Source organism: Roseburia intestinalis L1-82, from assembly GCF_900537995.1.
GTDB classification, from domain to species: domain Bacteria; phylum Bacillota; class Clostridia; order Lachnospirales; family Lachnospiraceae; genus Roseburia; species Roseburia intestinalis.
Genome location: NZ_LR027880.1, coordinates 271,341 through 298,258, shown reverse-complemented (window position 1 = coordinate 298,258; position 26,918 = coordinate 271,341). Strand labels below are relative to the sequence as shown.

General features: G+C 44.7%; 22 protein-coding genes, 3 pseudogenes and 1 riboswitch. Of the genes and pseudogenes, 8 read left to right on the top strand and 17 right to left on the bottom strand.

Annotated elements, in window-relative coordinates; translation table 11 throughout:
- Positions 1-83: 83 nt before the first annotated feature.
- The 3 genes and pseudogenes from RIL182_RS22245 to RIL182_RS21915 all read left to right on the top strand — a co-directional run bounded on the left by RIL182_RS22245 (position 84) and on the right by RIL182_RS21915 (position 1,648).
- Positions 84-1,081, top strand: a pseudogene (locus RIL182_RS22245) (FecCD family ABC transporter permease).
- Positions 1,074-1,529, top strand: a complete 456-nt coding sequence (locus RIL182_RS21510) for an ABC transporter ATP-binding protein (protein ID WP_243128718.1) — start codon at positions 1,074-1,076, stop codon at positions 1,527-1,529. Before RIL182_RS22245 ends, RIL182_RS21510 begins: the two are co-directional and overlap by 8 nt.
- Complete coding sequence (locus RIL182_RS21915; protein ID WP_276469543.1) at positions 1,508-1,648, top strand: hypothetical protein; 141 nt, start codon at positions 1,508-1,510, stop codon at positions 1,646-1,648. Before RIL182_RS21510 ends, RIL182_RS21915 begins: the two co-directional genes overlap by 22 nt.
- Before the next feature lie 16 nt (positions 1,649-1,664).
- Here the strand turns inward: RIL182_RS21915 and RIL182_RS21910 are convergent, their stop codons facing one another.
- The 6 genes and pseudogenes from RIL182_RS21910 to RIL182_RS01350 all read right to left on the bottom strand — a co-directional run bounded on the left by RIL182_RS21910 (position 1,665) and on the right by RIL182_RS01350 (position 5,179).
- Positions 1,665-1,793 (bottom strand): hypothetical protein, encoded by a 129-nt coding sequence (locus RIL182_RS21910; protein ID WP_276469542.1) that lies wholly within the window; start codon positions 1,791-1,793, stop codon positions 1,665-1,667.
- 278 nt (positions 1,794-2,071) lie between these two features.
- Positions 2,072-2,308, bottom strand: a pseudogene (locus RIL182_RS01365) (DUF6061 family protein).
- Positions 2,309-2,871: 563 nt separating this feature from the next.
- Positions 2,872-3,279, bottom strand: a pseudogene (locus RIL182_RS01360) (NifB/NifX family molybdenum-iron cluster-binding protein); the annotation flags it as partial.
- A 63-nt stretch (positions 3,280-3,342) separates the two neighbouring features.
- The gene (locus RIL182_RS22010) at positions 3,343-3,579 is read right to left on the bottom strand and encodes a winged helix-turn-helix transcriptional regulator (protein ID WP_006856812.1); all 237 of its coding nucleotides are present in this window, start codon (positions 3,577-3,579) and stop codon (positions 3,343-3,345) included.
- The gene (locus RIL182_RS22005) at positions 3,552-3,719 is read right to left on the bottom strand and encodes a hypothetical protein (RefSeq protein WP_330573301.1); all 168 of its coding nucleotides are present in this window, start codon (positions 3,717-3,719) and stop codon (positions 3,552-3,554) included. The genes RIL182_RS22010 and RIL182_RS22005 overlap by 28 nt, the downstream gene beginning before the upstream one ends.
- 290 nt (positions 3,720-4,009) lie before the next feature.
- Complete coding sequence (locus RIL182_RS01350; RefSeq protein ID WP_134522982.1) at positions 4,010-5,179, bottom strand: IS110 family RNA-guided transposase; 1,170 nt, start codon at positions 5,177-5,179, stop codon at positions 4,010-4,012.
- A gap of 441 nt (positions 5,180-5,620) precedes the next feature.
- On the opposite strand from RIL182_RS01350, the gene RIL182_RS01345 reads away from it, so the two are divergent.
- The 3 genes from RIL182_RS01345 (at position 5,621) to RIL182_RS01335 (ending at position 7,943) form a co-directional block, all read left to right on the top strand.
- On the top strand, positions 5,621-6,619 hold the full coding sequence (locus RIL182_RS01345; RefSeq protein ID WP_006856809.1) for a FecCD family ABC transporter permease: 999 nt from the start codon (positions 5,621-5,623) through the stop codon (positions 6,617-6,619).
- Positions 6,612-7,442 carry an ABC transporter ATP-binding protein gene (locus RIL182_RS01340; protein WP_006856808.1) on the top strand — a complete coding sequence of 277 codons (831 nt, stop codon included), beginning with the start codon at positions 6,612-6,614 and terminating at the stop codon, positions 7,440-7,442. Before RIL182_RS01345 ends, RIL182_RS01340 begins: the two co-directional genes overlap by 8 nt.
- Positions 7,443-7,562: 120 nt before the next feature.
- Complete coding sequence (locus tag RIL182_RS01335; RefSeq protein WP_006856807.1) at positions 7,563-7,943, top strand: glutathione peroxidase; 381 nt, start codon at positions 7,563-7,565, stop codon at positions 7,941-7,943.
- On the opposite strand, the gene RIL182_RS01330 is transcribed toward RIL182_RS01335, so the two are convergent.
- From RIL182_RS01330 to RIL182_RS01320, 3 genes are all read right to left on the bottom strand, one after another.
- The gene (locus tag RIL182_RS01330; protein ID WP_006856806.1) at positions 7,827-8,312 is read right to left on the bottom strand and encodes a nucleotidyltransferase substrate binding protein; all 486 of its coding nucleotides are present in this window, start codon (positions 8,310-8,312) and stop codon (positions 7,827-7,829) included. The two genes, RIL182_RS01335 and RIL182_RS01330, sit on opposite strands and share 117 nt — an antisense overlap.
- A gap of 363 nt (positions 8,313-8,675) precedes the next feature.
- Complete coding sequence (gene cysG / locus RIL182_RS01325; RefSeq protein WP_006856889.1) at positions 8,676-10,046, bottom strand: siroheme synthase CysG; 1,371 nt, start codon at positions 10,044-10,046, stop codon at positions 8,676-8,678.
- An 18-nt stretch (positions 10,047-10,064) separates the two neighbouring features.
- A complete protein-coding gene (locus RIL182_RS01320) occupies positions 10,065-11,150 on the bottom strand; it encodes an ABC transporter substrate-binding protein (protein WP_022112300.1) in 1,086 nt (361 codons plus the stop codon).
- A 152-nt stretch (positions 11,151-11,302) separates the two neighbouring features.
- Positions 11,303-11,423, top strand: a riboswitch (TPP riboswitch).
- Between the two features lie 469 nt (positions 11,424-11,892).
- Here RIL182_RS01320 and thiT point away from each other — a divergent pair.
- The gene (gene thiT, locus RIL182_RS01315; RefSeq protein ID WP_118590721.1) at positions 11,893-12,576 is read left to right on the top strand and encodes an energy-coupled thiamine transporter ThiT; all 684 of its coding nucleotides are present in this window, start codon (positions 11,893-11,895) and stop codon (positions 12,574-12,576) included.
- 86 nt (positions 12,577-12,662) lie between these two features.
- Here the strand turns inward: thiT and RIL182_RS01310 are convergent, their stop codons facing one another.
- From RIL182_RS01310 to RIL182_RS01285, 6 genes are all read right to left on the bottom strand, one after another.
- Positions 12,663-13,601 carry an ROK family glucokinase gene (locus RIL182_RS01310; protein WP_015559390.1) on the bottom strand — a complete coding sequence of 313 codons (939 nt, stop codon included), beginning with the start codon at positions 13,599-13,601 and terminating at the stop codon, positions 12,663-12,665.
- 195 nt (positions 13,602-13,796) lie between these two features.
- The gene (locus RIL182_RS01305) at positions 13,797-16,286 is read right to left on the bottom strand and encodes a transglycosylase domain-containing protein (RefSeq protein WP_134522984.1); all 2,490 of its coding nucleotides are present in this window, start codon (positions 16,284-16,286) and stop codon (positions 13,797-13,799) included.
- Positions 16,287-16,299: 13 nt separating this feature from the next.
- Positions 16,300-17,985 carry an ATP-binding protein gene (locus tag RIL182_RS01300; protein WP_006856803.1) on the bottom strand — a complete coding sequence of 562 codons (1,686 nt, stop codon included), beginning with the start codon at positions 17,983-17,985 and terminating at the stop codon, positions 16,300-16,302.
- On the bottom strand, positions 17,976-19,034 hold the full coding sequence (locus tag RIL182_RS01295) for a metallophosphoesterase family protein (RefSeq protein ID WP_049938247.1): 1,059 nt from the start codon (positions 19,032-19,034) through the stop codon (positions 17,976-17,978). The genes RIL182_RS01300 and RIL182_RS01295 overlap by 10 nt, the downstream gene beginning before the upstream one ends.
- Before the next feature lie 132 nt (positions 19,035-19,166).
- Complete coding sequence (gene spoVT / locus RIL182_RS01290) at positions 19,167-19,715, bottom strand: stage V sporulation protein T (protein WP_044998907.1); 549 nt, start codon at positions 19,713-19,715, stop codon at positions 19,167-19,169.
- 209 nt (positions 19,716-19,924) lie between these two features.
- Positions 19,925-21,766: a glycoside hydrolase family 20 zincin-like fold domain-containing protein gene (locus tag RIL182_RS01285; RefSeq protein WP_006856801.1), complete on the bottom strand. Its 1,842-nt coding sequence runs from the start codon at positions 21,764-21,766 to the stop codon at positions 19,925-19,927.
- A 277-nt stretch (positions 21,767-22,043) separates the two neighbouring features.
- Between RIL182_RS01285 and RIL182_RS01280 the strand changes: the two genes are divergently transcribed.
- Positions 22,044-23,213 carry an IS110 family RNA-guided transposase gene (locus tag RIL182_RS01280; protein ID WP_134522982.1) on the top strand — a complete coding sequence of 390 codons (1,170 nt, stop codon included), beginning with the start codon at positions 22,044-22,046 and terminating at the stop codon, positions 23,211-23,213.
- Between the two features lie 156 nt (positions 23,214-23,369).
- Here RIL182_RS01280 and RIL182_RS01275 read toward each other — a convergent pair whose 3' ends face one another.
- A complete protein-coding gene (locus RIL182_RS01275; RefSeq protein WP_006856877.1) occupies positions 23,370-25,565 on the bottom strand; it encodes a glycoside hydrolase family 3 protein in 2,196 nt (731 codons plus the stop codon).
- A 10-nt stretch (positions 25,566-25,575) separates the two neighbouring features.
- Entirely contained in the window at positions 25,576-26,868 is a 1,293-nt protein-coding gene (locus RIL182_RS01270; RefSeq protein WP_006856876.1) for an MFS transporter, read from the bottom strand.
- Positions 26,869-26,918: the final 50 nt, after the last annotated feature.

Below are 26,918 nucleotides of genomic sequence, written 5' to 3'. Positions count from 1 at the left end.
TCCCCTGTCTGTGATACCATAATGAGCAAATTTTCCATCATTTTTTAACCAATACAAAAGACTTTTGCAGGAAGGAATCCCCTATGAAAAAGCACAAAAGCATTACCATCCTTCTGATGTGTATGTTACTTCTCGTGTCTGTCTGCGCAGGCATTTTATTTGGAAGCGTGAATATTGCATTCAAAGATATCTTAAATTGTCTGACCGGGGCAGACCGCAGTTCTACTTCTTATATTTTAATCACTACCGTGCGCATTCCGCGCTTGCTCGGCGGACTTTTTGCCGGGATCGGGCTGTCCTGTTCGGGTGTGATCTTACAGGGCGTAATGAACAATTCGCTGGCAAGCCCAAGCACGATCGGTGTCAATTCCGGCTCCGGTTTTGCGGTCATGCTCGCCATGATCTTTTTCCCGGCAAACTCATTTACACTTCCGGTCTTTGCGTTTTGCGGCGCCCTGATCACCACACTGCTGATCTTTTTTCTGGCTGCGCTCTCAGACAGTTCAAGGACTACGATCATTCTTGCCGGAATTACAGTCTCAAGTTTTTTAAGTGCAGGCATCAATACGATCAAACTTTTAAATACGGATATCACGGTGAATCTGACGTCTTTTCTGATCGGTTCCCTCTCCGGGCTTACCCTAAGCAGGCTGATCCTGCCGTGCCTCTGTATTGCTATTGCATTCTTTGTTTCCTTGTTCTCGCACAGCCATTAAATATGCTCGGGCTTGGGGATGACATCGCGCGCTCCCTCGGACTGCGCGTTTCACTCACCCGCTTTTTGCTTCTGTCCCTCGCAAGCATCCTTGCCGGATGTGTCGTCAGTTTCGCCGGTCTGCTCGGCTTTATCGGACTGATCATCCCGCATATCTGCAGGCGGCTTTTTGGCAATGATGCACGTTTTCTTTTGCCGTGCTCCGCACTTTTGGGCGGCAGTTTTGTACTGTTATGTGACCTGCTCGGACGAATACTCTTCTCTCCGTTTGAGCTGCCCGCCGGGATTATCATGTCGTTCGTCGGCGGACCGTTTTTCCTGTATCTGTTACTGAAAAAGAAAGGAGGGCGCAGAGTCCATGCTTGAATTTCGCAATGTTTCCGTTTCCTGTCAGCACACGCCGATCTTAAACGACATCTCATTAACTTTCCGTGACGGGGAGATCACCACGATCCTTGGCCCGAACGGCTGCGGCAAGACTACCCTGGTCCAGTGCTTAAACGGTGCTTCCACGGTGACCGCCGGACAGATATTCTTAAACGGACAGGATTTTCTTAAAATTTCCCCGAAAGAACGTGCAAGAGAAATTTCCCTGCTCCCACAGGTCCGCACGATCATTCCTGCTATTCCGGTTAAAATGCTTGTGGAACACGGGCGCTTTCCTTATCTTGGATTTTCCCGCCGGAAATCAAAGGAGGACACTGAAATTGTAAACCGTGCCATGGAATTTACCCACATCAGCCAGTATGCGACCAGTATGTCGACACGCTCTCCGGCGGTATCAGACAGCGCGTGTTTTTTGCCATGGTGTTAGCGCAGGATTGTGATTACATCGTGTTGGACGAGCCGACCACCTATCTCGACCTGACCGGGCAGCGCGAATTTTACGCCATGATAAAGGAATTAAAAAACAGGGAAAAACGATTATTCTGATCTTACATGATCTGAGTCAGGCGGTGCGCATCTCAGATACGCTGGTTGTCATGAACCGCGCCGGTTCCAGATCTCTTGATAAAGCAGCGCATGCCGGTACAGACTCTGATGTTAAAGCAACTGATTTTCCCGGCAGCATCGCCATGGTTAGCACGCCCCAGGAGTGTCTGCAGTCGCATGTGATCGAGGATGTGTTTCAGACAAGCTGGAAAAGGTTTACGGATGAAGATGGGAGTATTACTTTTTTGAGTAATACTCTTTTTTGTATGAATTTTTCTTGACATATGGATTAAAATTATGTATTTTTATTTTGCATTTGATTGTGCACAATTTAATTGTTTTAAATCTTTTATTTTGAAAGGAAACTTTTACTATGAATTTTATGATTATGAAGCAGAGGATGCAGGATTTGAGATTTTTACATTATAAATAAAGAGTGTCCTCTGCATCCACCCATATTTGCATCGTTCCATCAAGATATAATTTTACATATTCAAGTGGTTCATCAATGGCAAGTGCGTTTAATGAACAGACTGATCCGGGTGTGGTTTATAAATCCTTCTCAGCTTCCCAACAGTCAATACGGAGCATATAGCCAGCACTGGTATACACATCAATGCTGTTGCGTTGTGGATTGTATTCTGCAAATATTGTTCTCATCGTAACTTATCTCTTCTTATCGTTGAATCAATTATTCGTTACAAAAATCAGAAGCATTTCAATCAGTTCACCATGTCACATTTATTTTGTGTATATAATTTTCTTGCCCTTGTATTTACCCTTATCAGAGTTCGTAAATTCATATGGGAAGATATAACATAGGGAAAGGCTAAGGGAAAGCTAACATGCGATAAACTTAGTGTTTTCAAGGTTTGAGAGATATTTGATAACAAAATATAATAGTTATTAAATCCCTTGGAATAGATAAAATCTCAATTCAAGTTTGCCAGATTCATATCTAACAGGTAGAACAGATTTTTTTATAGATAAGATGATGCTGGGGCGAATAAAGTTTTTTATCGTTCTATCATTGATAGTACCTTGAAAAATTGCACAAAGATCGGACTTTTTTTGTGACTTTGGGAGAAAATCAGAAAATCTTAGTATGCCTGTTAATTTAAAAAATTCTGAATAATAACTTTCTCTGCTTCTTCTCCTCTGTAAGTCCAAGTGTACGAAGTTTCAGAAGCTGTTCATCTATAATGGCTTACCGCCAATGTTTGTTAGTGATTTCCCGCACAGCCATGCTTATCCTCGCCACAATGATGCTCTCCGCATGAATGACCATCCTCATGATCGTGGTGTGTACAGTGAACATCCGGATTGTATGTCAGATTGCCTTCAAGATATGCTTTTACAGCTTCGTCTGCATCACCTGATACTCCACCGAACAGTTTTATTCCCGCAGCAGCAAGTGCAGCCTGTGCTCCTCCACCGATGCCACCACAGATCAGAACATCTATATCTGCTGAATTAAGAAATCCTGCAAGTGCACCATGTCCCTGTCCGTTTGTGTCCACAACCTGTGTGTTAACAATTTTGTTGTCCTCAAGATCGTACACTTTAAACTGCTCTGTGTGTCCGAAATGCTGAAAAATCTGTCCGTTTTCGTATGTCACTGCTATTCTCATTTTATCCTGTCTCCTTTATGATTTCTGTTTTACTGCTTGTTATTATAGTTACATATCACAATCCTATCTGTGATAGTCACATTTCTGGCACTGTTTCATCTCATTTTCCACATCTTCCTTATAGAAAATATCTGACCACCGGCAGATACTCTGCAATATCGGAACAACCGAATTTCCTTTTCCTGTAAGTGAATACTCAACTCTCGGCGGTATCTCATCATATGATTTCCGGTCGACAATACCATCGGCTATGAGATCTTTTAACGTTGCTGCTAAAACTGCGTCTGTGATGTTATACATTTCTTTCCGTATCTCGCTGTAACGCAGTTTTTTTGCTGGCGGAAAGCACGCATATAATACGCGATTTCCATTTGCCACCAAAGACCGTATTCAAGCGGACAACGGATATCAGCCTCTAATTTTTTTCTATATTTTGCCATAAAAAACACCATTTTTCGCATATCAAGTTTATGCGTAAGCACAAATCTTGCGTGTGAAAATGTTATTTTTCACACTAATCACCTTCAGGTTTTTGGTAACTGCTCAAAATCTCTGAGCCAATTACATATATTATAACCTGAAAGTAATCTTTTTTGAAGACCAGCTATGAAAAGTCAACCATAAATTAGCAAAAAATTTCTTTTTCATATCGGTGGTAAAAAAGGGTAACTTTAATAGAGCTCCCTTAGGGTGCTTTTTCAAAATCTATCGATATTGGTATACAGACCTCTTATTCGAGGTTGAATTCTACTTCGCCAGTGAGCATCTTCCAGATGACTCTGACAAGCTTGCCGGCACAGTGCCCAAGTGCATTGTAGTGAGACCGGCCTTCAGCCCTCTTGGCATCATAATAAGCCTTGAAGGTTGCGTTGTTTCTGACAACGTTCCAAGCTGCATTTACAAGGGCATATCGTAAAACACGAGAGCCACGTTTGGACATCCTTGTTGTCTTAGCCTGAAAGTTACCAGACTGATAAACAGAAGGATCCAAACCGGCAAAAGCAAGCAGCTTGTTAGGATTGGAGAAACGGTGAATATCACCTATTTCACCAAGAATCATTCCACCATTGATATAACCGATACCAGGAATGGTCATGATGACAGAATCGTTGAATTTCATGATATCCGTCATCTCAGCTTCAATCTTTTCTAATTGGCTATCCAGTAACTCGATTTGTTGAATGGTTTGAGTTATCTGAATAGATATAGCGCTGTCGTTAGCACCGACAGACTTCTGTGCGAGAACTCTTAATTCTTTGGCCTGTTCTTTGGTAAAGTGTCCGTGTGAGTTCACTTTGAGCAGATTTGCCAGATGAGTCATATGCATGGAAGCAATCTCTTTTGGAGAAGGTGTTTCTTTTAATAAAGCATAGACAGCGTGTTGATGCAGACCGGATTTGAAAAAGTATTGAATCTCCGGAAAGACCTGATCAACATAGGTTGTCAGTTGAATTTTCAATCGGGTACGTTGCTTTATGGTTTTCTGACGGAAACGTCCCAATGCCTTAAGATCCATCATATCGAGATCGAAGAAGCTGACGAATCTGAGGTTGTCCTGCATCATAAGAGTTTTAGCAATCACGTAAGTGTCGACCTTATCTGTCTTAGTTTTGCGAACGTTATTTTTTCGCATTTGACAGGTTTTGATGGGGTTCAACACACACACTTGGTAAAGCTCAGTAACAAGGTATCGAACAAGGTTGTCACCGTAGTGTGCCGTTGACTCAAGACCGATGATGAGGCTGTTCTTATCGAATGATTCGAGTTTAGAGACCAGCAGTTGGAAGCCATCAGCGTCATTTGTGAATTTGAACGGCTCAATGATTATTTCACCGTCGGAAGAAATCGCAGCGGCGAAATGATTAAGTTTGGCAATATCAATGCCTACGTAAATTTTCATGAGGTTGTACCTCCCTTTCCTAAAGTCTGATACCATGATGTCCACCAACGATTATCATCGTAGACTTGATAGAAATAAGTACTCTGAGTGAAAAACACTCCGGCAACATCCAGCTAATAAACAATTCAGATAAATGTAGTGGCAATACACTCCAGTTGAGTAGTCAAGCTACAGAAAACAAATCAAAAGTCCATAGTATCTGAATTGTATTGAACCACGATATTAAAAGAAAGGAAATATGTGATAATTAACTTCCTAATTATCATACAAGTAACTATGAAATTTATTAGCAGGTTTTAAATTTCTTTTTTATTATCTGCTCCGTTGTTGTTAAATGAAAACCACCCCATTGCGCATTTCCCCTGTCTGTGATACCATAATGAGCAAATTTTCCATCATTTTTTAACCAATACAAAAGACTTTTGCAGGAAGGAATCCCCTATGAAAAAGCACAAAAGCATTACCATCCTTCTGATGTGTATGTTACTTCTCGTGTCTGTCTGCGCAGGCATTTTATTTGGAAGCGTGAATATTGCATTCAAAGATATCTTAAATTGTCTGACCGGGGCAGACCGCAGTTCTACTTCTTATATTTTAATCACTACCGTGCGCATTCCGCGCTTGCTCGGCGGACTTTTTGCCGGGATCGGGCTGTCCTGTTCGGGTGTGATCTTACAGGGCGTAATGAACAATTCGCTGGCAAGCCCAAGCACGATCGGTGTCAATTCCGGCTCCGGTTTTGCGGTCATGCTCGCCATGATCTTTTTCCCGGCAAACTCATTTACACTTCCGGTCTTTGCGTTTTGCGGCGCCCTGATCACCACACTGCTGATCTTTTTTCTGGCTGCGCTCTCAGACAGTTCAAGGACTACGATCATTCTTGCCGGAATTACAGTCTCAAGTTTTTTAAGTGCAGGCATCAATACGATCAAACTTTTAAATACGGATATCACGGTGAATCTGACGTCTTTTCTGATCGGTTCCCTCTCCGGGCTTACCCTAAGCAGGCTGATCCTGCCGTGCCTCTGTATTGCTATTGCATTCTTTGTTTCCTTGTTTCTCGCACAGCCATTAAATATGCTCGGGCTTGGGGATGACATCGCGCGCTCCCTCGGACTGCGCGTTTCACTCACCCGCTTTTTGCTTCTGTCCCTCGCAAGCATCCTTGCCGGATGTGTCGTCAGTTTCGCCGGTCTGCTCGGCTTTATCGGACTGATCATCCCGCATATCTGCAGGCGGCTTTTTGGCAATGATGCACGTTTTCTTTTGCCGTGCTCCGCACTTTTGGGCGGCAGTTTTGTACTGTTATGTGACCTGCTCGGACGAATACTCTTCTCTCCGTTTGAGCTGCCCGCCGGGATTATCATGTCGTTCGTCGGCGGACCGTTTTTCCTGTATCTGTTACTGAAAAAGAAAGGAGGGCGCAGAGTCCATGCTTGAATTTCGCAATGTTTCCGTTTCCTGTCAGCACACGCCGATCTTAAACGACATCTCATTAACTTTCCGTGACGGGGAGATCACCACGATCCTTGGCCCGAACGGCTGCGGCAAGACTACCCTGGTCCAGTGCTTAAACGGTGCTTCCACGGTGACCGCCGGACAGATATTCTTAAACGGACAGGATTTTCTTAAAATTTCCCCGAAAGAACGTGCAAGAGAAATTTCCCTGCTCCCACAGGTCCGCACGATCATTCCTGCTATTCCGGTTAAAATGCTTGTGGAACACGGGCGCTTTCCTTATCTTGGATTTTCCCGCCGGAAATCAAAGGAGGACACTGAAATTGTAAACCGTGCCATGGAATTTACCCACATCAGCCAGTATGCCGACCAGTATGTCGACACGCTCTCCGGCGGTATCAGACAGCGCGTGTTTTTTGCCATGGTGTTAGCGCAGGATTGTGATTACATCGTGTTGGACGAGCCGACCACCTATCTCGACCTGACCGGGCAGCGCGAATTTTACGCCATGATAAAGGAATTAAAAAAACAGGGAAAAACGATTATTCTGATCTTACATGATCTGAGTCAGGCGGTGCGCATCTCAGATACGCTGGTTGTCATGAACCGCGCCGGTTCCAGATCTCTTGATAAAGCAGCGCATGCCGGTACAGACTCTGATGTTAAAGCAACTGATTTTCCCGGCAGCATCGCCATGGTTAGCACGCCCCAGGAGTGTCTGCAGTCGCATGTGATCGAGGATGTGTTTCAGACAAGCTGGAAAAGGTTTACGGATGAAGATGGGGAGTATTACTTTTTTGAGTAATACTCTTTTTTGTATGAATTTTTCTTGACATATGGATTAAAATTATGTATTTTTATTTTGCATTTGATTGTGCACAATTTAATTGTTTTAAATCTTTTATTTTGAAAGGAAACTTTTACTATGAATTTTTATGATTATGAAGCAGAGGATGCAGGATTTGAGATTCTTGATTTCCCATGTAATCAGTTTGGAAACCAGGCACTTGGAACAACCGAGGAGATCGCATCTTTCTGCGACGCAAAATTTGGAATTACCTTTAAACTTTTTTCCAAAATTGAAGTAAATGGAGAAAATACGCATCCGCTGTACAAATATCTGAAAGAACAAAAAGGTTTCGGAGGATTTGATCCAAACCACCCTCTCACCCCGCTGCTCGAAAGCGGATTATACCGCACCCAGCCGGATTTCCGTAACACCCCTGATATCAAGTGGAACTTTACGAAGTTTCTGATCGACCGGGATGGAAATGTGGTAGAACGGTTTGAGCCTACCACCTTTTAGCATTTCTATCCATGTATCATCTGAAATCAATTCTGCTTTATAGGATGTTTTGAGCACTTCACGCGGCGAACCCGCAATAAAACCCGTCATTGCATAATATTCTACCAGTATATCCTTCATAACTTTCCATGCCAGATCAAATGTGATGCTAAATTTTGCACTGGTTCCACTCAATACAAAAGAATCCGAAAGATCCCGCTGTTTTGCTTCTGCAAGTGCATCAAAATCCTTCACACCGGACACGGCAACATCAATGTCACTTCTCTCCAGTGCTGTTCCTTTCGCTCTAGAGCCAAATAAGATCACCTCCACCGCCGAAAAATGTCTGCAAAGTTCTGCAACCGCCTGTATTACTTCTTCTGCCCTCACAAATACTACCTGCCTTTTTCACATATTGAAATCATTTTAGCAGACGTTGCCGGTAATAGCAACGATTGCCTTTGACGTGTATTTATGTTTTAATATGAACACTTAAAGAATTTTCGCCAGCAGAACGGAGCGTACAGGTCTTTATTGACAGTTATTTTCTGAATGAAACAGGTCTGATCAGTGTGCATCCAAATGAAAATACGGCTACCGTATTGTTAAAAACAAAAGATTTGTTACAGATCATAAAAGAACACGGAAACGCCGTTGATGTTGTTTCCATCTAATCAGATAATATACAAAAAGGAAGCACACTCTGCTTTAAATGTGATCCATTCACTGCAGTATGCTTCCTCTTTTTTTTAATTACAACTCCATCTCTGCCGTCTCCCCGATCACAATAACCGCCGGAGACTGCATCCCGGATTCTTTTACTTTTTCTGCAATATCAAAAAGTGTTCCTCGCACACTTACCGTTTTTCCATCAAAATTTCCCTGCACCACTGCTGCCGGTGTTTCCGGAGATTTTCCATACTCCATCAGCCGTCCGGCCAGTTTTGAAAGCTGGTGCATTCCCATCAGAAATACAAGCGTGCCCTCCACTGCCACAAGTTCTTTTAGTCCTTCCGGCAGACTGTCCGCAGTGCCTTTCGTATGTGCCGTCACCACATGAAAACTGCGGCTTTTTCCACGGTGTGTTACCGGGATTCCTGCTGCCGCCGGAACCGCAATGGCAGATGTGATTCCCGGCACTTCTGTCACCGGGATTTCTTTCGCCTTTAACGCTTCCATTTCCTCACTGCCTCTGCCGAAAACAAACGGATCTCCGCCTTTTAAGCGCACCACGCGTTTGCCTTTCTTCGCATGTTCGATCAGGATCGCATTGATTTCTTCCTGTTCCCTGCTATGTACACCGATCCGTTTCCCGACATAAATTTTTTCACAGCTCTCCGAAGCGTGATCTAACAGACGCGCATCGATCAGATCGTCATAGACAAGCACCTCGGCTCTCCGTATTGCATTTAAACCGCGCAGTGTGATCAGGTCATATGCACCGCAGCCCGCACCGACGAGCGTTACCATGCCTGTACTGACGATTTTCCCTAATCCAGTCTGTTCCGCACTCTGGCAATAATCTCTGATCCGCTGCCTCGTCTCTTCCTCATCCGGCACGCGGTTTTCATCCATGCAAAGCTGTGCTGTCTCTTTCAAAAATCTGGCTCTGATCCTGTCATCTGCAATCATTTTTTTTGCAGGTTCCCGGATTGATTCTAAATAATCAAGGATCTCTTCCATCTGATTTGGAAGTTCCCTCGCCATGCGGCTTCTTAATTCTGCCGCGATCTGCGGACTGGCTCCTGCGGTGGAGATTCCCGCGGTCAGTTTTCCTTCTTTCACAAGAGACGGAAATAGAAAACCGCAGTAATCTTTGTCATCCACCACATTGACTAAAATTCCTTTTTCCTGACACAGTGCGCTGATCCTGTGGTTTAATTCCCTATCATCGGTTGCCGCAATGACAAATGCACAGCCCTCGATATCCTCCGGCACAAAGGGACGCTCCTCACACATAAATGCCGGATCCTGTTTTAATTTGTCCATAATATCCGGTGCTATTATGGTAATCTTTGCACCGAACGGCTTCACCTTTTCTGCCTTGTGTGCTGCAATCCTGCCGCCACCCACGATCAGGCCTTTTTTATTTTCTATATCAATAAAAAACGGAAAATATGCCATTTTCAAACCAAACCTTTCTCACTCCGCCTCCGGGTACAGAATATCTGCCAGCTGCTTATAAGCCTCTCCCCATTTTGCATTCGGTTTTAAGTTGAATAAGCGCTTATCAAGGATATAATAATGATCATTTTTCACAGCGGTCAGGGATGCCCATGCCGGGTTTGATGTCAGAAGATCTTCCACATTTTTCATGGCGGCATCGCTGTCATTTCCCTGAATCGTCACAAAAATATACTGTGGATCAGCCGCAATGATCGCCTCCATGCTGAGGTCATCTAACAGGCTCTCGTCGCTGTCTGCGATATTCACACATCCAAGGTCTGCCAACATTTCCCCGCAGACATTTCCGTCACTGCCCTTGGCCTTTACATTGCTTGATGCTGCCCGAAGGAATAATACAGTCGGATTACTGCCGTCCGCTCTCTGCTTCATTGCCTCTACTTCTTTCTGCACATCAAGACCATTTTTCTGATAGAGATCATCTCTGCCGGTGATCTGTGTACAGATGGAAAGCATATTTAAATAATCATCAAAATTTGCAACGTCAAAATAGGCAACGGTAATTCCTGCCTGTGTCAGTGTTTCCTCCATTGCAACGTCTGCATCCGTATTTGCACTCGCGATCACAAAATCAGGCTCCGCTGCAATGAGCTGCTCGACATCCGGCTCCAAAATGCTGCCAAGATTTACCACGCTCTCATCAAGGTCTAAACCAAGGCTCTCCCAGGAATCATTTGCTGCTGCAACAACATTTCCGCCTGCTAACATCCATACATCCGTAAAACTTCCGATCAGCGTTGCCACACGATCAGCAGATTTCACTGTCACCTCACGTCCGAGATCATCGGTAAAAGTATAACCCTGTGTCTGTGTTTCGGTATTTGTTTCCAATGTCTCAGTCCCGGCTTCTGATGATCCAGCGTCTACTTCCAGTGTCTCAGACAGTTCCATATCTGCTTTACTGTCCGTTTTCTGCTCAGCCACAGCCGGCACATTCCCTGCTGTTTCATCTGCAGAAGTCTCCTTTGCTCCCCCGCAGCCTGCAGAAAGAAGCAGCGCTGCAAGCACGCCTGTCAGTGCCAGTTTCTGATAAATTTTTTTCATGTTTTTCATCCTCCGTAAGTTGTTTCTACATTTTTGACATTATATTTTTTGTTGCTTTTTTTGTCAACTATACAGGTCTCGCAGAGGGATTAAAATTTCAAGGCATAAATTTGACTTTTTCGTCATTAATTGCTATAGTGGGAAACGTTCCATACAAATGCTAGGGGTGCTGTTTATACCATATGGTATTGACAACGTGCTGAGAGATGATTTCATCGACCCTTATTACTTGACCCGGATAATACCGGCGTAAGGAAGCGTTTTCTTTTACTTTATTCTGGTAAGAAACAATCCCCCGTGTTTGTAGACAATAAAATGTACGCTCCGCGAACATTCTATTATCATGAATTAGGATTCTGGTGTCAAAAGGTGGCTCACAACTTAGCGATTGTCAAATTGCACAAAGTTGGGACTCGTTTTGTGACTTTGGGAGAAAATTAGAAAATCTTAGTATGCCTGTTAATGCATAGTGTTTTGCTGCCATGGATGGCAGCAAAAGTCTTAACGTCCCATGGACGGGACGTTTAAGACGTACACGTCACTCCTGGAAAATCTAAATCAGGCATACTTAGTTTTTCTTATTTTCGGACAGCGGAACAAAATAGATCCGACTTTGTGCAACTTGACAGTCAAAAATTGAAAACCACCTTTTGATACCAGAATCAAATCAGGAAAACAAGGAGGAAAATCCTCTGCTCCTGCAATGGCAGTCGCATTTTCCTTCGGAAAACAAGGAGGATTTATGAATAACTTTTTTGCTACACCGGAAGGAGCCTGGGGAGACGGCTCCGTACATCTTACGATCACGGGAATCGTGATCGTCGTCGTTATCATCGCATTACTGCTCATCGTAGCAGCTTTTGTGCGTCAGAAGAATGCAAGCCGCAAGGCAGCACTGACCACCAAACAGCTCGTCTACTCTGCAGTTGCCATCGCACTTGCCGTGGTATGTTCCATGATCAAATTGTTTGAGATGCCGATGGGTGGTTCCGTCACATTACTTTCCATGCTTTTTATTGTTTTAATCGCATACTGGTATGGCCCTTATGTCGGCATCATGACAGCTGTTGCATATGGTCTGGTTCAGTTTGTAACAGAACCGATTTTCTACACGATCCCACAGATGCTGCTTGACTATCCGCTCGCATTCGGTGCACTCGGTCTTGCCGGATTTTTCAATAAGAAAAAATGGGGACTTCAGATTGGATATGTAATCGGCGTTTTCGGACGTTTCATCTTTTCCACGATCTCTGGCATTGTATTTTTCGCATCCTATGCACCGGAAGGCATGAACCCGATCCTTTATTCTTTAGGATATCAGGCCTCCTATCTGGTACCGGAAGCAGTCATTACACTGATCATTATCAGCATACCGCCGGTTGCCAAAGCACTGGCACACGTAAAACAGAATGCAGTAGAAGCATAAAATCAAAAAAACAGCCATACCGTTTTTATTTCAAAGCGGTACGACTGTTTTTTTAGTTTTTTTAGTTTTTTTAGTTCTTTTATGTATTAATCCAACAGCATCTGTACGCATCCATACATTCCGGCATCATTTCCAAGTCCTGCAGGCACAAACTTTGTGTTGCGGCAGGCATGGAAGGATGTCTCCACAAAATGCTTCTGGATGCTCTCGATCAGGATACTTCCTGCTTTGGAAACACCACCACCGATGACAACAACTTCCGGGTCAACCACACATGCAATATTAGATAAGGTAGATCCTAAGATTCCGCAGACTTCATCCACTAAACCAAGTGCCACTGCATCTCCGCTCTTTGCCTCATCAAACACATCTTTTGCGGTCAGTTCCGGGAAGTTTCTAAGGCTTGTCTCATCGTTGGTCTTAGCAAGTTTTCTCTTTGCCACACGAACGATACCGGTTGCGGAAGTGTACTGCTCTAAGCATCCGTACTGTCCACAGTTACATGCCTCGATCTCATCATGATTTACGGTAATATGTCCGATCTCACCGCCTGCTCCGTTAAATCCTGCAACGACCTTTCCATCTACGATGATACCGCCGCCGACACCGGTTCCAAGTGTTACCATGATAACGTCTTTACAGCCTTTTGCTGCCCCCTGCCACATCTCTCCGAGAGCTGCAACGTTGGCATCATTTCCTGCTTTGACCTTAAGACCTGTCAGATTTCCGAGTTCTTCCTCTACATTCACGATTCCCCAGCCTAAGTTTACACAGCGGTTTACAACACCGTTGCTCTTAACTGGACCTGGAACACCGATTCCAACACCCTGTACATCATCTTTGCTGATGCCTTCCTGTGCCAGTTTATTATCAACTGCCTGTGCGATATCAGACAGGATTGCTGCTCCGTTATTTTCCGTGTTGGTCTTGATCTCCCATTTATCGATCAACTTGCCGTTTGTTTCAAAAAAACCGATCTTACAGGTAGTTCCCCCGACATCAATTCCAAATGCATACTTTTTCATTTTCGATCCTCCAGTATTCTTCGCAGCAACATACCTGCCACGCGTTTTTTTGCTCATATTAAGGTAATGATAACGTTTCCAAATTTGTATGTCAAGCCTTCATCAGTGCTTTCTGCATTCCAAATCTGCTCTGTTGTTTCTGTGTTCTGCTGCTCACTGCTGTCGTTCGCCTTGTTGTTATTGCTGCGGTTAGTCTTACTGCTGTTGGTCTTGTTGCTGTTGGTCCTGCTGCTGATCTTGTTGCTGTTGTTGTTCCTGCTGTTGTTGCTGTTGCTGCTCCTGCTGCTGATCTTGTTGCTGTTGTTGGTCCTGCTGTTGATCTTGTTGCTGTTGTTGGTCCTGCTGTTGTTGCTGTTGCTGTTGGTCCTGCTGCTGATCTTGTTGCTGTTGTTGTTCCTGCTGTTGTTGCTGTTGCTGCTCCTGCTGCTGATCTTGTTGCTGTTGGTCCTGCTGCTGATCTTGTTGCTGTTGGTCCTGCTGCTGATCTTGTTGCTGTTGTTGGTCCTGCTGTTGTTGCTGTTGCTGCTCCTGCTGCTGTTGCTGCTGTTCCTGTGGTTGCTGCTGATCCTGTTGCTGCTGGTTCTGTGGTTGCTGCTGATCCTGTTGCTGCTGATTCTGATCCTGCTGCCCGGCATTTTCATCCGCATTCTGATCCGGATTCTCCTCCGTATCTTCCTGATGGAATGTATGAACCTCATCCGATACCTGCGCATACGGTAAAAATTCCATCGGAGAACGTCCTTCATGTGCCTTTAACATAAACTTCTGCCAGATCGTGCCCGGATAAGTAGATCCCATCAGTTTATCCATTTTTTTCGGCATATCATAACCAACCCAGACACTCGTCGTGTAATATCTCGTATATCCCACAAACCATCCGTCCTTCTGGTCGTTGGATGTACCTGTCTTTCCGGCTGCAGGCATACTGCCAAGACCAAGTCCGTGTGCCGTTCCGCTCGTGATAACACCTTTTAAAATATCTGTCATCATACGCGCCGCATTCTGCTTATACACAGCCTCTTCCGTCTGTGCAGATGCATAGATTTCATTGCCATCCGCATCTAATATCTTAACAATACAGGTCGGTGCCCGGTAATTTCCATCGTTTTCGATCGCTGCATACCCGGACGCCATCTCAAGCGCAGACACACCGTTTGTAAAACCTCCAAGTGCCGTTGCCGGTCTGTAGTCATTGGCATCCAGTTTTGCAAAATTCATTTTTTCAAGATAAGAAAGACCGACTTCCGGAGTCAGCTCCTCATATAATTTCCATGCGATCGTATTGACAGACTTCTCCACAGCCGTCCGGACTGTGATCTGACCGGAATAGGAACCATTTGCATTCCTTGGTCCATCCTCGATCGGCTCGTCTGTCACCACAGAGTCCGGCGTATAATTGCGCTCAAAAGATGGTGTATATACGATCAGCGGCTTAATGGCACTGCCCGGCTGACGGTAACTCTGAAATGCACGGTTTAACGTATAACCGGAGAAATCCTGGCTTCTTCCGCCCACGATCGCCCTGACATAGCCATTGTCATTGTCAATACAGACTGCTGCCGACTGCAAGGCATACACGCCCTCATCATTGACCTCCGTGTAACCGGCGAGTGCCTCGTTTACCGTATCCTGCAGTTCCTGCTGTAAGTTCAGGTCAAATGACGTATAGATCCGGTAGCCCGCAGTATACAGCTTTTTCTGACACTCACTGTACAGCGTCTCATAAGCTTCGTCATATTTGTTTTTTTCATCTTCCGAGGAAAACTGATATTTAAACTGGAAATCCTCCGTTTCCATCAATGCCCTGGCTGCACAATAATAGGTATAGGTCTCCACATAATCATTTTTTGCCAGTGTTTCCGGCCGGTCTAACGCCATCACCTCACCCAGTGCATTTTCGTATGCTGTTTTGGAAATTTTCCCATCATCGAGCATATTTTTCAAAATACGGTTTCTTCTCTTGTATGTGTTCGTGATATTCGTAAGTGGATCATAGAGCGTCGGATTATTTGGTATCGCACACAAAAATGCCTGCTCCGACAGATCAAGATCCTGCACATCCCGGTTAAAATACCCACGGCTTGCCGACTGGATCCCATAGTATCCGTTTCCAAAATAAATATTATTAAGATAGAATTCAAGAATCTCATCTTTGGTGTACTTCTTTTCGAGTTCCCGCGCGATATACATTTCCTCAACCTTTCTCTGCCATGTCTTTTCCTGGCTCAAAAAAATATTTCGCGCAAGCTGCATTGTGATCGTACTGCCGCCCTGTGTTGCCTCTCCATTTTCAATCATTGCCTTTACCGCACGCAAAAGCGCCCGGTAGTCAATTCCGTTATGCCGGAAAAACTTTTTATCCTCTATACTGACGATAGCACACTCTACATTACTCGGCATATCTGTAATCGAAAGATAATAAGAATCTTTTCCGCCTTTTAATGTGGAGATTACACTTTCATCCGAAGCATAGACGATACTGGTCTGATTTGCCTTAAATGTTTCCTTGCTGGAATGGCGCACCAGCTCTATTGCCTGCGTCTTTAAGTCTTTTACTTCTTCCGCGTAACCGCCAAAATAATACCAGCATGCCCCTGCAATGACTGCAAGCAGCAGCACCAGCTGCATCTTTGCGAAAAACCAGAACATACGGTATTTCTTTTTTTTCTTTTTTCTGGCTGCCATGATTGCATCTCCTCTATTCCAAAACAATTTTATGATATGTAATCCCTGACTGTTCAAGTAATTCCATCTCACGCTTCTGGCAGGTAAAGATCAGTATCTGTCTTCCCTGCTCTTTTCTGATCTGACAATCAAGTGCACGAAGTGTCTGCATCAGACGTTTTTCATCATACATACCGAATGCCTCATCAAAAATAACCGGCATGGGTTCTTCTTTTGTCACAATCTCTCCGACCGCAAGACGGAATGCCAGATAGATCTGTTCTAACGTTCCATGACTCAGTGCCTCAGGAAGAATCTCTTTTCCATCTGCCAAAATCAAAAGCTTTCCGTCTTCCTTTACAATCGCATGATCATATTTCCCTGCAGTAAGCTGTGACATCCACTTTGAAACGGCACTCCCAAGTCCATCTAAACTGTCCTCATAATACTCTTTTGCAAGACGGTCGATCTCTGCCGCTGCAAGTTCTAATGCACGGATATCTTCTAACAGTTCTTTTTCCTGTCCTCCCGGCTGTTTTGCAGCCTCAAGATCCTGCATGATATTGTAACGTCTGGTCTCTTTTTCAGACAGCGACTCTTTTAAACTGAGAAGCATCCGTTCCGCCTGCCGCAGTCCTGCATCCGCATAAGTTTCCTGTGTCACTGCCTTCATCTCATTCTTTTGTGCTGATAAATAAGCTTCCTTTTTTGCCTTCTCTATCACATGGCTGATCCCCACATAAAGTCCGCATAGAATCATCCCTGCAAAAAAGACTGCCTGCAAAATAAAAAACAGGCGTGACGGATACGAAGTGACGTGGTGTACCGCTGTATTGACAAGCAGCGCAGAAGCACAAAGTCCGATCCCCGCCATGCGGTCAGGCTGTTCTTTTTCCCATTCTGATTTTCCGGCTTTCTCTGCCCCTGTTCTCTCCGGCGCAGCATCCTGCCTCTCCATACGGACTGTCTGATGTCTTTCCTGTTCGGATAATCTCTTTCGTTTTTCACCGATCTCTTCCACACGCACACGCTTTAACTGGTCGATCTCTCTCCCGGCATCCGCAATATTGGCATGTAATCCACGACTGTCACGTTCTAAGAGATCTTTTTCCACAATCAGCTGGCGGATATCCTCATTTTTCCGTTCATGAATCGTCTTTACTTCCTGCGTCAGTTCCCGCTTTCTTGCTGCAAGTGCTGCTTTTGCCCTCTGAACCTGGATATTTGCGCCACCGCCCTCCGCAGCATTTGAGAGATATTCAGCCAGGATATCTGCAAGTTCTTTTCCTGTCACTGCCCCGGTCTGCGGTATATCATAAGTGTTTCCAAACGTTTCTTTATCTATTCCACCGAGCAGCATGGCCAGATCGCCGTAAGCAACCGACAGTTCTTCCCCGTCTGCCTCGTTCTTTAAAATATCTTTTTTGTCTTTATAGTAAAAATTACGCTCTAAATAAAATGGTTTTCCATCCACCAAAAATCGCACGGCACCACTGTAATAGGAAGGTGCATGCCAAGGCTCATGCTTTTGGTACATGCTGTTTAGCGTGCCTCTTCCACGCCCCTTTTCCATTCCGAAAAACATTCCCGGCAAAAAGTCATGCAGCGTTGTTTTTCCCGCCTCATTCTCCCCATAAATCACGTTGATCCCAGGTTCAAATGAGATGTTCCTGTTCTGCAATTTTCCAAACTGACCAATGATTGCTTCTTTTATCTGCATATTTTATATCCTAATAACGCATTGACTCCATATTCCAATGCCTTTTTTGTGACCACATCCTGCGGCCGCCTTTCCATTTCCTCTATGTAATTCCCAAGAAGGGTATCTTTATAGTTTTCTTTTAATTTTTCGTAGTCATAATCCGGCGAAAGCTGTTCCGTCACATCGACAACCCTGTCAAATTCCTCTAACTTTGCCGTATCAAATCCGGTATCCGGCGAAACTTTCCCCCGCAGAAACAGACGGAAATACTGATACCCCGGTCTTTCTGCCAGCAGTGTTTTTGCCCACTCACATAGTTCGAAATTTGTCGTTTTCCCTGTAACCGGATAAACTTCATGACAGTATTCGCATTTTTTGACCGGATGAAAATGAATATCGGTATGCTCTTTATCGATCGTTCCCAGCCAGTATCCATGTGATCCGACATCATTTTTATCCGTCGGCTCTAAACTTCCCGCCATCACTGCACGCCCCGGTATCTGCTGTCCGCCTTTGTGAATATGTCCGGCAGCAATATAATCAAACCCATTTTCCAGAATATGCTTCGGATGGTATGGAATATGCTGCAGATCTCCGCCATGTACCAAAAGAATGTTGATCTTCGACCGATCCTCCGGAATGATTGAATCGTAAACCGGTTCTCCAATCTCCCTGTGCCAGTAACTTAACCCGTAAATACTGACATTTTCCTCCTCAAAATCAAAATGTCCCGGCTCCTCCTGACGGAAAAAATAAACATTCTCCTCCCACTCCATCGTCAGATAATACGATTTTGTACGAAGATAATCGTGATTGCCCGCCATCAGGATAATTTTCGTCTGGGGTATTCTGCTGAAAAGATAATTGACTTCCCGAAGTTCTTTTTTTAACGGCTGCGCATGAAACAAATCCCCCGATATCAGCAAAAAATCCGGTTTTAACTCCACTGCCGCCCCGATCACTTCTGCAAAAGAATCCCAGATATCCTGCGCTCTTTTTTCACTCCAGGGTTTTCCCTCATCCGGTTTTATTCCAAGATGTACATCCGAAACATGTATGAATTTCATAAGCTGCTCCATTTCTGTCTCATTTACAGTGTCTATTGTATATGATTTTTTTTGTTTTTCCAATAGTATATTAAAAGCGGGAAAATCTTTGCTTTTTTGATTTTCCCGCCTCTTCTCATCTCTGAGTTTATTTTACTGTTCCATCTGCCGTCCCAAAAATGATGCTGCCGCCGCAGCAAGTTTTCCTTCGGTATCATTCATTTTCTTTTTCTCATCCTTATTGCAGATGATCACTGCACCGATCGCATCTCCCTCACAGATGATCGTGCTGAATGCCTGTTCTGTATATTCCCCGGCATCATCTAACGTCACTTTCATAAATTCCGCATCTCCCGCGGATGCCTGATAGTTCTTTCTTTCACTGATTGCTTCCTCTAACTGTCTGCTGACCGGTTTTTCCTCAAATTCTTTTTTCCCGCTTCCGGATGCTGCGATCACATGGTCACAGTCTGTCACAAGAACAAGATATCCCGTAGTCTGTGCCAGGCTTTCAGCATATTCCCCGGCAAATTGTCCAAGTTCACCGATTGGCGAATATTTTTTCAGGATGATCTCCCCCTCGCGGTCTGTAAATATCTCAAGCGGGTCGCCCTCGCGGATCCTTAAAGTTCTTCTGATCTCTTTTGGTACCACGATGCGTCCTAAGTCATCTATCCGGCGAACAATTCCTGTTGCTTTCACGTTGTTATCCTCCAATGCTATATTTTGATAAAGCAGCTCTTTCTTATATATCAGCTTTGGAGTTAGTATGTGGAAAATATTGAGATTTATTCTTGTATCCTCTCATTTGCTTATGATTCCGGCAGCAGACAATATGCTATATCATAAATTTCCCGTGAAAAGTCCTGATGATTAATCAGTTATCACCTGATAGAATTTATACTTTTTTATCATTTTCTGCGCATCCAGTCTGCATACCAGAACACGATCTCTGCAATATGATGCAGATCGCCTTCTTTGCTGGTGGCTCTCCAGTTTTCTTTATAAGCCATAAACCAGCATTCTAACTTTTCTGCCAGTTCCAGACCTTTCTGCATATCAAAACTTCCCGTTTTTTCCATGCTTTCTGTCAGGAGTCCTACGGCATTCCAGATACCGATCCCCTGCAATGTCACGGATAAAAGCTGCATCTGTTTTTTCGTTTCCGGCATCGCCTGCGTGCTCTCCAAAAGTTTTTTGTATATATCACGCAGGGCATCTGCTGCAGCATCTACACCCGCCTGATCCACACCGCGGAACAGATCTTCGCCCTCTTCGAGTTCATGCTTTAAGCACCGGTTCTCATAATACATGACAGCTTCTCTCCACTGAAATACCGACTGTCCGCAGATTTCTGCCAGATGGGAAACATAATTTCCGGTAGTATCCCCATACTCGATCCGTGAGATCATACGGTTTAACTCTGCAAATGGTATCTTCTCCCCATTCCAGGAAAATACAGCACCGTAGATCATCCCCGGAACAGAAAATGCCGGATCATTAACGTGTCCAAAATCTCCCCAGTCTGTGTTCAACACACCGATGCCATGATATTTTGCCGCATAACCGCACATTCTTGTAATATTTTTATAAGAATTTTCTATTAAGTTTGCCCACTGGTTCCAGCCGCATACACCCGGACACAGATACTGCACTGCACCCGTCTGTGCGATCGCCCTCGTCTCATCTTCCCTCTGTTCCGGTGCGTATCCCCAGTTCAGGCAGATCATGCTCTCCGGCAGTTCCTTCATCAGTTCCGGCGAATTCCAGATGATATCGCCCCAGAACATCGGGATTTTTCCATTTTCCACCAGAAATTGTGCAAGCTCTTTGACATAGTCAATATAAAGCCGATGGACGCCACGCTCTTCGGCAAGTTTTTTCGATTTATATTTGCCAAGGCAGAATGTCTCATCCGCACAGATATTAAATTTGTTGGAAGAAAACAACTGCATATATTCTGCGATCATCTTTTTGATCAGAGGAAGGGAACGCTCATCGGAGACATTGATCGTATGATACCGCATCCGGTTCCAGAAGGAAAACGGCTCCTTCCAGGAATCCTCCATCTCGCAGAGATCCCCATATGTTTTTGTGGAGAGCAGTGTGCACAGATGTCCAAAACTTGCCAGCGACGGAACCAGTTCAATATGACGTTCCCGGCAATAACTGTCAAGTTCTAAGATTTCCTCTGCCGTAAGCGGAGTCTGATCCCTCCACATTTCCGAAAAGTCACGGAACAGATAGGTATGTTCCACATAAAGCTGAAGCTGGTTTAATTTATAGCGGCACATCCTGTCTGCAATTTTTTTGAGTTCTTCCAGTTTTAACACACGTCCCCTTGTCTGGTCAAAATAATAACCACGGTTTGGCATATCTGGGGCATCCTGAATCTGTACACAGGGCAGTATCCCGCCACACTGCTGTACGATCTGGCAGAAGGTCTCCACACCATAAAGCACGCCAGCCCCGTCGCCGCCTGAAATCTGTCCGCCTTTTTCGTCGATCGTGATCTCATATGTCTGCTCTGGTAATGTTTTTGCGATCCCAAGAGAGAGATCCCCCTCCCTTACTTCCCCTACGGAAAACGGCAGGATAAGCCCCGTTTCCTGCCTGATCGCCTCCTGCAGTCTTTTTGCTGCATGCATCTCTGTCTCTGCCACCTCTTTTGTCATCACAATATGTGTGCTGTGGCAAAGCAGCATCTGTCCGTCCTGTTCTTTAATTGTTTTTGGCTTTGGTAATAAATACATAATTTTCTTGTATGATAATTAGGAAGTTAATTATCACATATTTCCTTTCTTTTAATATCGTGGTTCAATACAATTCAGATACTATGGACTTTTGATTTGTTTTCTGTAGCTTGACTACTCAACTGGAGTGTATTGCCACTACATTTATCTGAATTGTTTATTAGCTGGATGTTGCCGGAGTGTTTTTCACTCAGAGTACTTATTTCTATCAAGTCTACGATGATAATCGTTGGTGGACATCATGGTATCAGACTTTAGGAAAGGGAGGTACAACCTCATGAAAATTTACGTAGGCATTGATATTGCCAAACTTAATCATTTCGCCGCTGCGATTTCTTCCGACGGTGAAATAATCATTGAGCCGTTCAAATTCACAAATGACGCTGATGGCTTCCAACTGCTGGTCTCTAAACTCGAATCATTCGATAAGAACAGCCTCATCATCGGTCTTGAGTCAACGGCACACTACGGTGACAACCTTGTTCGATACCTTGTTACTGAGCTTTACCAAGTGTGTGTGTTGAACCCCATCAAAACCTGTCAAATGCGAAAAAATAACGTTCGCAAAACTAAGACAGATAAGGTCGACACTTACGTGATTGCTAAAACTCTTATGATGCAGGACAACCTCAGATTCGTCAGCTTCTTCGATCTCGATATGATGGATCTTAAGGCATTGGGACGTTTCCGTCAGAAAACCATAAAGCAACGTACCCGATTGAAAATTCAACTGACAACCTATGTTGATCAGGTCTTTCCGGAGATTCAATACTTTTTCAAATCCGGTCTGCATCAACACGCTGTCTATGCTTTATTAAAAGAAACACCTTCTCCAAAAGAGATTGCTTCCATGCATATGACTCATCTGGCAAATCTGCTCAAAGTGAACTCACACGGACACTTTACCAAAGAACAGGCCAAAGAATTAAGAGTTCTCGCACAGAAGTCTGTCGGTGCTAACGACAGCGCTATATCTATTCAGATAACTCAAACCATTCAACAAATCGAGTTACTGGATAGCCAATTAGAAAAGATTGAAGCTGAGATGACGGATATCATGAAATTCAACGATTCTGTCATCATGACCATTCCTGGTATCGGTTATATCAATGGTGGAATGATTCTTGGTGAAATAGGTGATATTCACCGTTTCTCCAATCCTAACAAGCTGCTTGCTTTTGCCGGTTTGGATCCTTCTGTTTATCAGTCTGGTAACTTTCAGGCTAAGACAACAAGGATGTCCAAACGTGGCTCTCGTGTTTTACGATATGCCCTTGTAAATGCAGCTTGGAACGTTGTCAGAAACAACGCAACCTTCAAGGCTTATTATGATGCCAAGAGGGCTGAAGGCCGGTCTCACTACAATGCACTTGGGCACTGTGCCGGCAAGCTTGTCAGAGTCATCTGGAAGATGCTCACTGGCGAAGTAGAATTCAACCTCGAATAAGAGGTCTGTATACCAATATCGATAGATTTTGAAAAAGCACCCTAAGGGAGCTCTATTAAAGTTACCCTTTTTTACCACCGATATGAAAAAGAAATTTTTTGCTAATTTATGGTTGACTTTTCATAGCTGGTCTCCTCCTGCTGTCAGAATTTCTTCCTATTCTTCAAAAATTATTTTTCCACTATCCATTAAAAGTATTTTACTCTTATAAATCTTTGCACCACTCTCATTAAAATACCGGAATTTATCCGCATCCATAGCGATTTCAAATGCCTTCTGACTTCCTTTTTCCACTTTTATTCTGGAAAATGCAACCAGTTCCCGCTCTCTTGGCACAAGCTCACCGGACAACACTTTCCGGTAGCATTGCAGCACTGCCGTATCATCTATATTTCCTTTATTCTTTACAATTCCTGAAATAATCCACACATCCTGCTGCTTTTTAAGACAGATATCCACATACTCCATGTGGGAATATCCCATTCCTTCCCCAAATGTATACAAAACTCCCTGTTCCATATCACAATAGTGCATTGCCGGATAGGACACCGTATGGTTATAGTACACCGGAAGCTGTCCGCAGTTTCGCGGAAGGGACACCGGCAGCCTGCCGGACGGTGCATATTTTCCAGACAACAACTCCGCGATTGCTTTTCCTCCCATCGGTCCCGGATAAAAAACATATAACAGTGCATCTGAATCCTGTGCAATTTCAGGGATTGCATAAGGCCGCCCGGCAATGACTACGGAGATCACCGGTTTTTTCAGCGCACAGACAGCCGTAAACAGTTCATTCTGGTTCCCGGGGAGCTGTAATCTGGCGGTATCCATGCCCTCCCCACAGTCCATCTCAAGTACTCCCTGTACTTTTGCCGCACCGTTTTCATCGAACAGCGCCCCTTTAAAACGACTCGATGATCCGCCTAATGCCAGCACGATAATATCCGCATTTTCCGCAAGAGAAACAGCCGTCCCGACCTCATGTCCATTATAACAGCGAACCCGGTCTGCACCAAATTCTTTTTCCATGCCGCTCTTTAACGTCTCATATCCTGCCCTGTCCATTGGAGGTGAATAATCACCGATCTGCCGGTAAATATCATCCGCATTTGGACCGATCAGAGCTATTTTTTCTGCTCTCCCAATCGGCAGTACATTTTCATTCTTCAACAACACTACCGACTCGCGCGCCAGTTTTTCCGACTCCTGATATGCCTCTGTCGGAAATGAAACAGCACCATTTTCGCTGTAAGAGGCGGTACGGTTCCCGTTTTCATCAATATAAGGTTTATCCATCAGTCCCTGCTCAAATTTCAAAGTGAGCACTCGAAGGACCGCCTGATCGAGTTCCTTTTCCGTGATAAATCCCTGTTTTAACGCCTCCTCTAACTTTGTATAACCTTCATCCCACAGACTGATATCCACACCTGCTTTCAGTGCAAGTGCTGCCGACCTGATATTATCCCCCGTCATAATGTCTAACTGGTCGATGGCGATGCCATCCGCCATCACGACCCCGTCAAACCCCAATTGTTCCCGCAGAATATCCTGCAGCAGATGTCTGTTGGCATGGCAGAATTTTCCATCGATCTCGTTGTATGCAGCCATAATGCCTTTTACGCCCGCCTCACAACATGCCTTCGCCGCCTGTAAATGGATCTCCCACAGTTCCCTCTCTCCGATCCGCGCTGCGCTGGCATTGACCCCTCCGGTCGTCTCCCCCTGTGCACAAAAGTGTTTTGCAACCACTGCAACGCCCTCTTTCTGGATTCCTGTTACGATCGCCCGCGCGAGCTCTGCCGATAAATATGGATCCTCCCCATAACACTCCTCACTGCGCCCCCATCTTGGGTCTCTTAAAATATCCAGTGCCGAAACCAGTGCAAAATCCACGCCCATCTGCTTTAACTGCCTGCCGCACACCTGCCCTGCCCGCTCATACAATGCCGGGTCAAACGATGCACCTACTGCCAGATTGACCGGGAGCAGATATCCGTCTAACGCCTGATGTCCATGTGGACATTCACTGCTCAGTAAAAATGGAATTCCAAGGCGGCTGTGTTCGATCACATATTTCTGTAACTGATTATATGCCTGCATGGAAAGTCCCCCGGCAAGCCCTGTCTCATAATTTTTTTCCGACCATGGATCTGCACGGTAAAGACCATAGATCGTGCCGATCCCGCCCCACTTTTTTACTTCATCCTTTAATTCCTGCGTAAAAATAATTTTTCCATCTTCTACATGGTAGATCCGAAAACCATATAAATGCTGGTTTAACTGTCCCACTTTTTCTGTTGCGGTCATCTGCGCAAGCAGCGCCTCTGCCCGCTTTCTGCTATCTCTCTCCATATCTGTCCTGTCATTTCTCCTTTATTTTTCGGCTGTATAATGCACTTGCAATAATTCCGAATGCAGACAAAATAAACACCATCTGTATGTTATCTACCGGAATGTTTAAAATCCTGATATCCTTTGCTAATGCCACAAATGTCGAGCCGAGCATGGATGAAAAAAATCCTACAAACCCAACCATTGTTGAGCAGAAGCTGACATAGCTGACACGGTGTTCTAACGGTGCAAAGGCAAACTGCATCCGAAAAGTCGCAATATTGATGCCGCCCCAGGCAACCCCGCTCACAGCCTGTACGACCGGAAGCCAGTAGATACAGTTTTCTTTCGTCAGCAGTCCCCAGCCGATATATGCAACTCCCAGCATAAAAATGGACCCCAGCGTGACAAGCCTCCACGAATAACTGTCTGCTGCCTTCCCCCACAGATTTGCAGCCGCGATCCGCGCCACCGATGCAACCATATTCATGACGGTGATATAAAAATAGGACAGCCCCAGATTCTCTAACATATAAATAGAAAAAAACGGACTGGCAAAATTAGACGCCACACTCCACAGCAGGAAGAAAATCAATATATTGCGGTAATTCTGGTCTGTGAGCGGCATCTGTATTGCTTTCCTTATGTTCAGTGGCTCCACATGTTTCACATTTTCCGGTTCCCGGATCAGCGTGAGACAGGTAATGTCGACCACGCAGATACCGATACATAAAATGCCGATGATCCGGAATCCCAGAATCTCCTGATCCGCGAAACGGTAGGCATCTAAAATTTTACTTAAGATCAGGGAACCGCCTGTGGACGCAACTAAAGTCATTGAATCCTTCAGTCCGAGATATCTTCCCAACCGTTCTTTTTTCACCAGGCTGATCAGCCAGTTATTTGCCCCGGTGTTGATAAATGCCCCACAGAAATGTGCACAGGAATACAGCACCGCGATCACTGCCACCGAGATTCTCGCTCCTAACATCAATGTCGGAACAAACAGCATCATGAGCAGGCATAAGCGCTGGATGAGTGCAAACTCTACCGTGATCCGTTTGCTGCCTGCGCGGTTCTCATAGACGACAGAGGAAAAAATCTGGATGGTATTCATCAGCGTCGGCAGTGCAGCTATGATCCCGGTCAGTGCCGTCCCCGCACCCACAAGATAGGCAAGTCCCGATAAAAATGCGCCGGAAGTAACCGTAAAAATCTGTGTGGAAGCGCATCCATCGAGGATAAAAAGTGCCCTGCTGGTCCGATACTGTTTTTCCGTAATATGATCGGAACACTCAAAAATATGGCTTAATTTATTGGTCATAACGTAAATCTCCCTATAAAAAGAGAGGCATCCCACCGAACTCTCTTCGG

Excerpts from the sequence above, each read along its gene's own strand:
- RIL182_RS21510 (WP_243128718.1), top strand. The coding sequence starts at position 1,074 with ATGCTTGAATTTCGCAATGTTTCCGTTTCCTGTCAGCACACGCCGATC.
- RIL182_RS21910 (WP_276469542.1), bottom strand. The coding sequence starts at position 1,793 with ATGGCGATGCTGCCGGGAAAATCAGTTGCTTTAACATCAGAGTCTGTA.
- RIL182_RS22010 (WP_006856812.1), bottom strand. The coding sequence starts at position 3,579 with ATGTATAACATCACAGACGCAGTTTTAGCAGCAACGTTAAAAGATCTC.
- RIL182_RS22005 (WP_330573301.1), bottom strand. The coding sequence starts at position 3,719 with ATGGCAAAATATAGAAAAAAATTAGAGGCTGATATCCGTTGTCCGCTT.
- RIL182_RS01350 (WP_134522982.1), bottom strand. The coding sequence starts at position 5,179 with ATGAAAATTTACGTAGGCATTGATATTGCCAAACTTAATCATTTCGCC.
- RIL182_RS01345 (WP_006856809.1), top strand. The coding sequence starts at position 5,621 with ATGAAAAAGCACAAAAGCATTACCATCCTTCTGATGTGTATGTTACTT.
- RIL182_RS01340 (WP_006856808.1), top strand. The coding sequence starts at position 6,612 with ATGCTTGAATTTCGCAATGTTTCCGTTTCCTGTCAGCACACGCCGATC.
- RIL182_RS01335 (WP_006856807.1), top strand. The coding sequence starts at position 7,563 with ATGAATTTTTATGATTATGAAGCAGAGGATGCAGGATTTGAGATTCTT.
- cysG (WP_006856889.1), bottom strand. The coding sequence starts at position 10,046 with ATGGCATATTTTCCGTTTTTTATTGATATAGAAAATAAAAAAGGCCTG.
- RIL182_RS01320 (WP_022112300.1), bottom strand. The coding sequence starts at position 11,150 with ATGAAAAAAATTTATCAGAAACTGGCACTGACAGGCGTGCTTGCAGCG.
- thiT (WP_118590721.1), top strand. The coding sequence starts at position 11,893 with ATGAATAACTTTTTTGCTACACCGGAAGGAGCCTGGGGAGACGGCTCC.
- RIL182_RS01310 (WP_015559390.1), bottom strand. The coding sequence starts at position 13,601 with ATGAAAAAGTATGCATTTGGAATTGATGTCGGGGGAACTACCTGTAAG.
- RIL182_RS01305 (WP_134522984.1), bottom strand. The coding sequence starts at position 16,286 with ATGGCAGCCAGAAAAAAGAAAAAAAAGAAATACCGTATGTTCTGGTTT.
- RIL182_RS01300 (WP_006856803.1), bottom strand. The coding sequence starts at position 17,985 with ATGCAGATAAAAGAAGCAATCATTGGTCAGTTTGGAAAATTGCAGAAC.
- RIL182_RS01295 (WP_049938247.1), bottom strand. The coding sequence starts at position 19,034 with ATGAAATTCATACATGTTTCGGATGTACATCTTGGAATAAAACCGGAT.
- RIL182_RS01285 (WP_006856801.1), bottom strand. The coding sequence starts at position 21,766 with ATGTATTTATTACCAAAGCCAAAAACAATTAAAGAACAGGACGGACAG.
- RIL182_RS01280 (WP_134522982.1), top strand. The coding sequence starts at position 22,044 with ATGAAAATTTACGTAGGCATTGATATTGCCAAACTTAATCATTTCGCC.
- RIL182_RS01275 (WP_006856877.1), bottom strand. The coding sequence starts at position 25,565 with ATGGAGAGAGATAGCAGAAAGCGGGCAGAGGCGCTGCTTGCGCAGATG.
- RIL182_RS01270 (WP_006856876.1), bottom strand. The coding sequence starts at position 26,868 with ATGACCAATAAATTAAGCCATATTTTTGAGTGTTCCGATCATATTACG.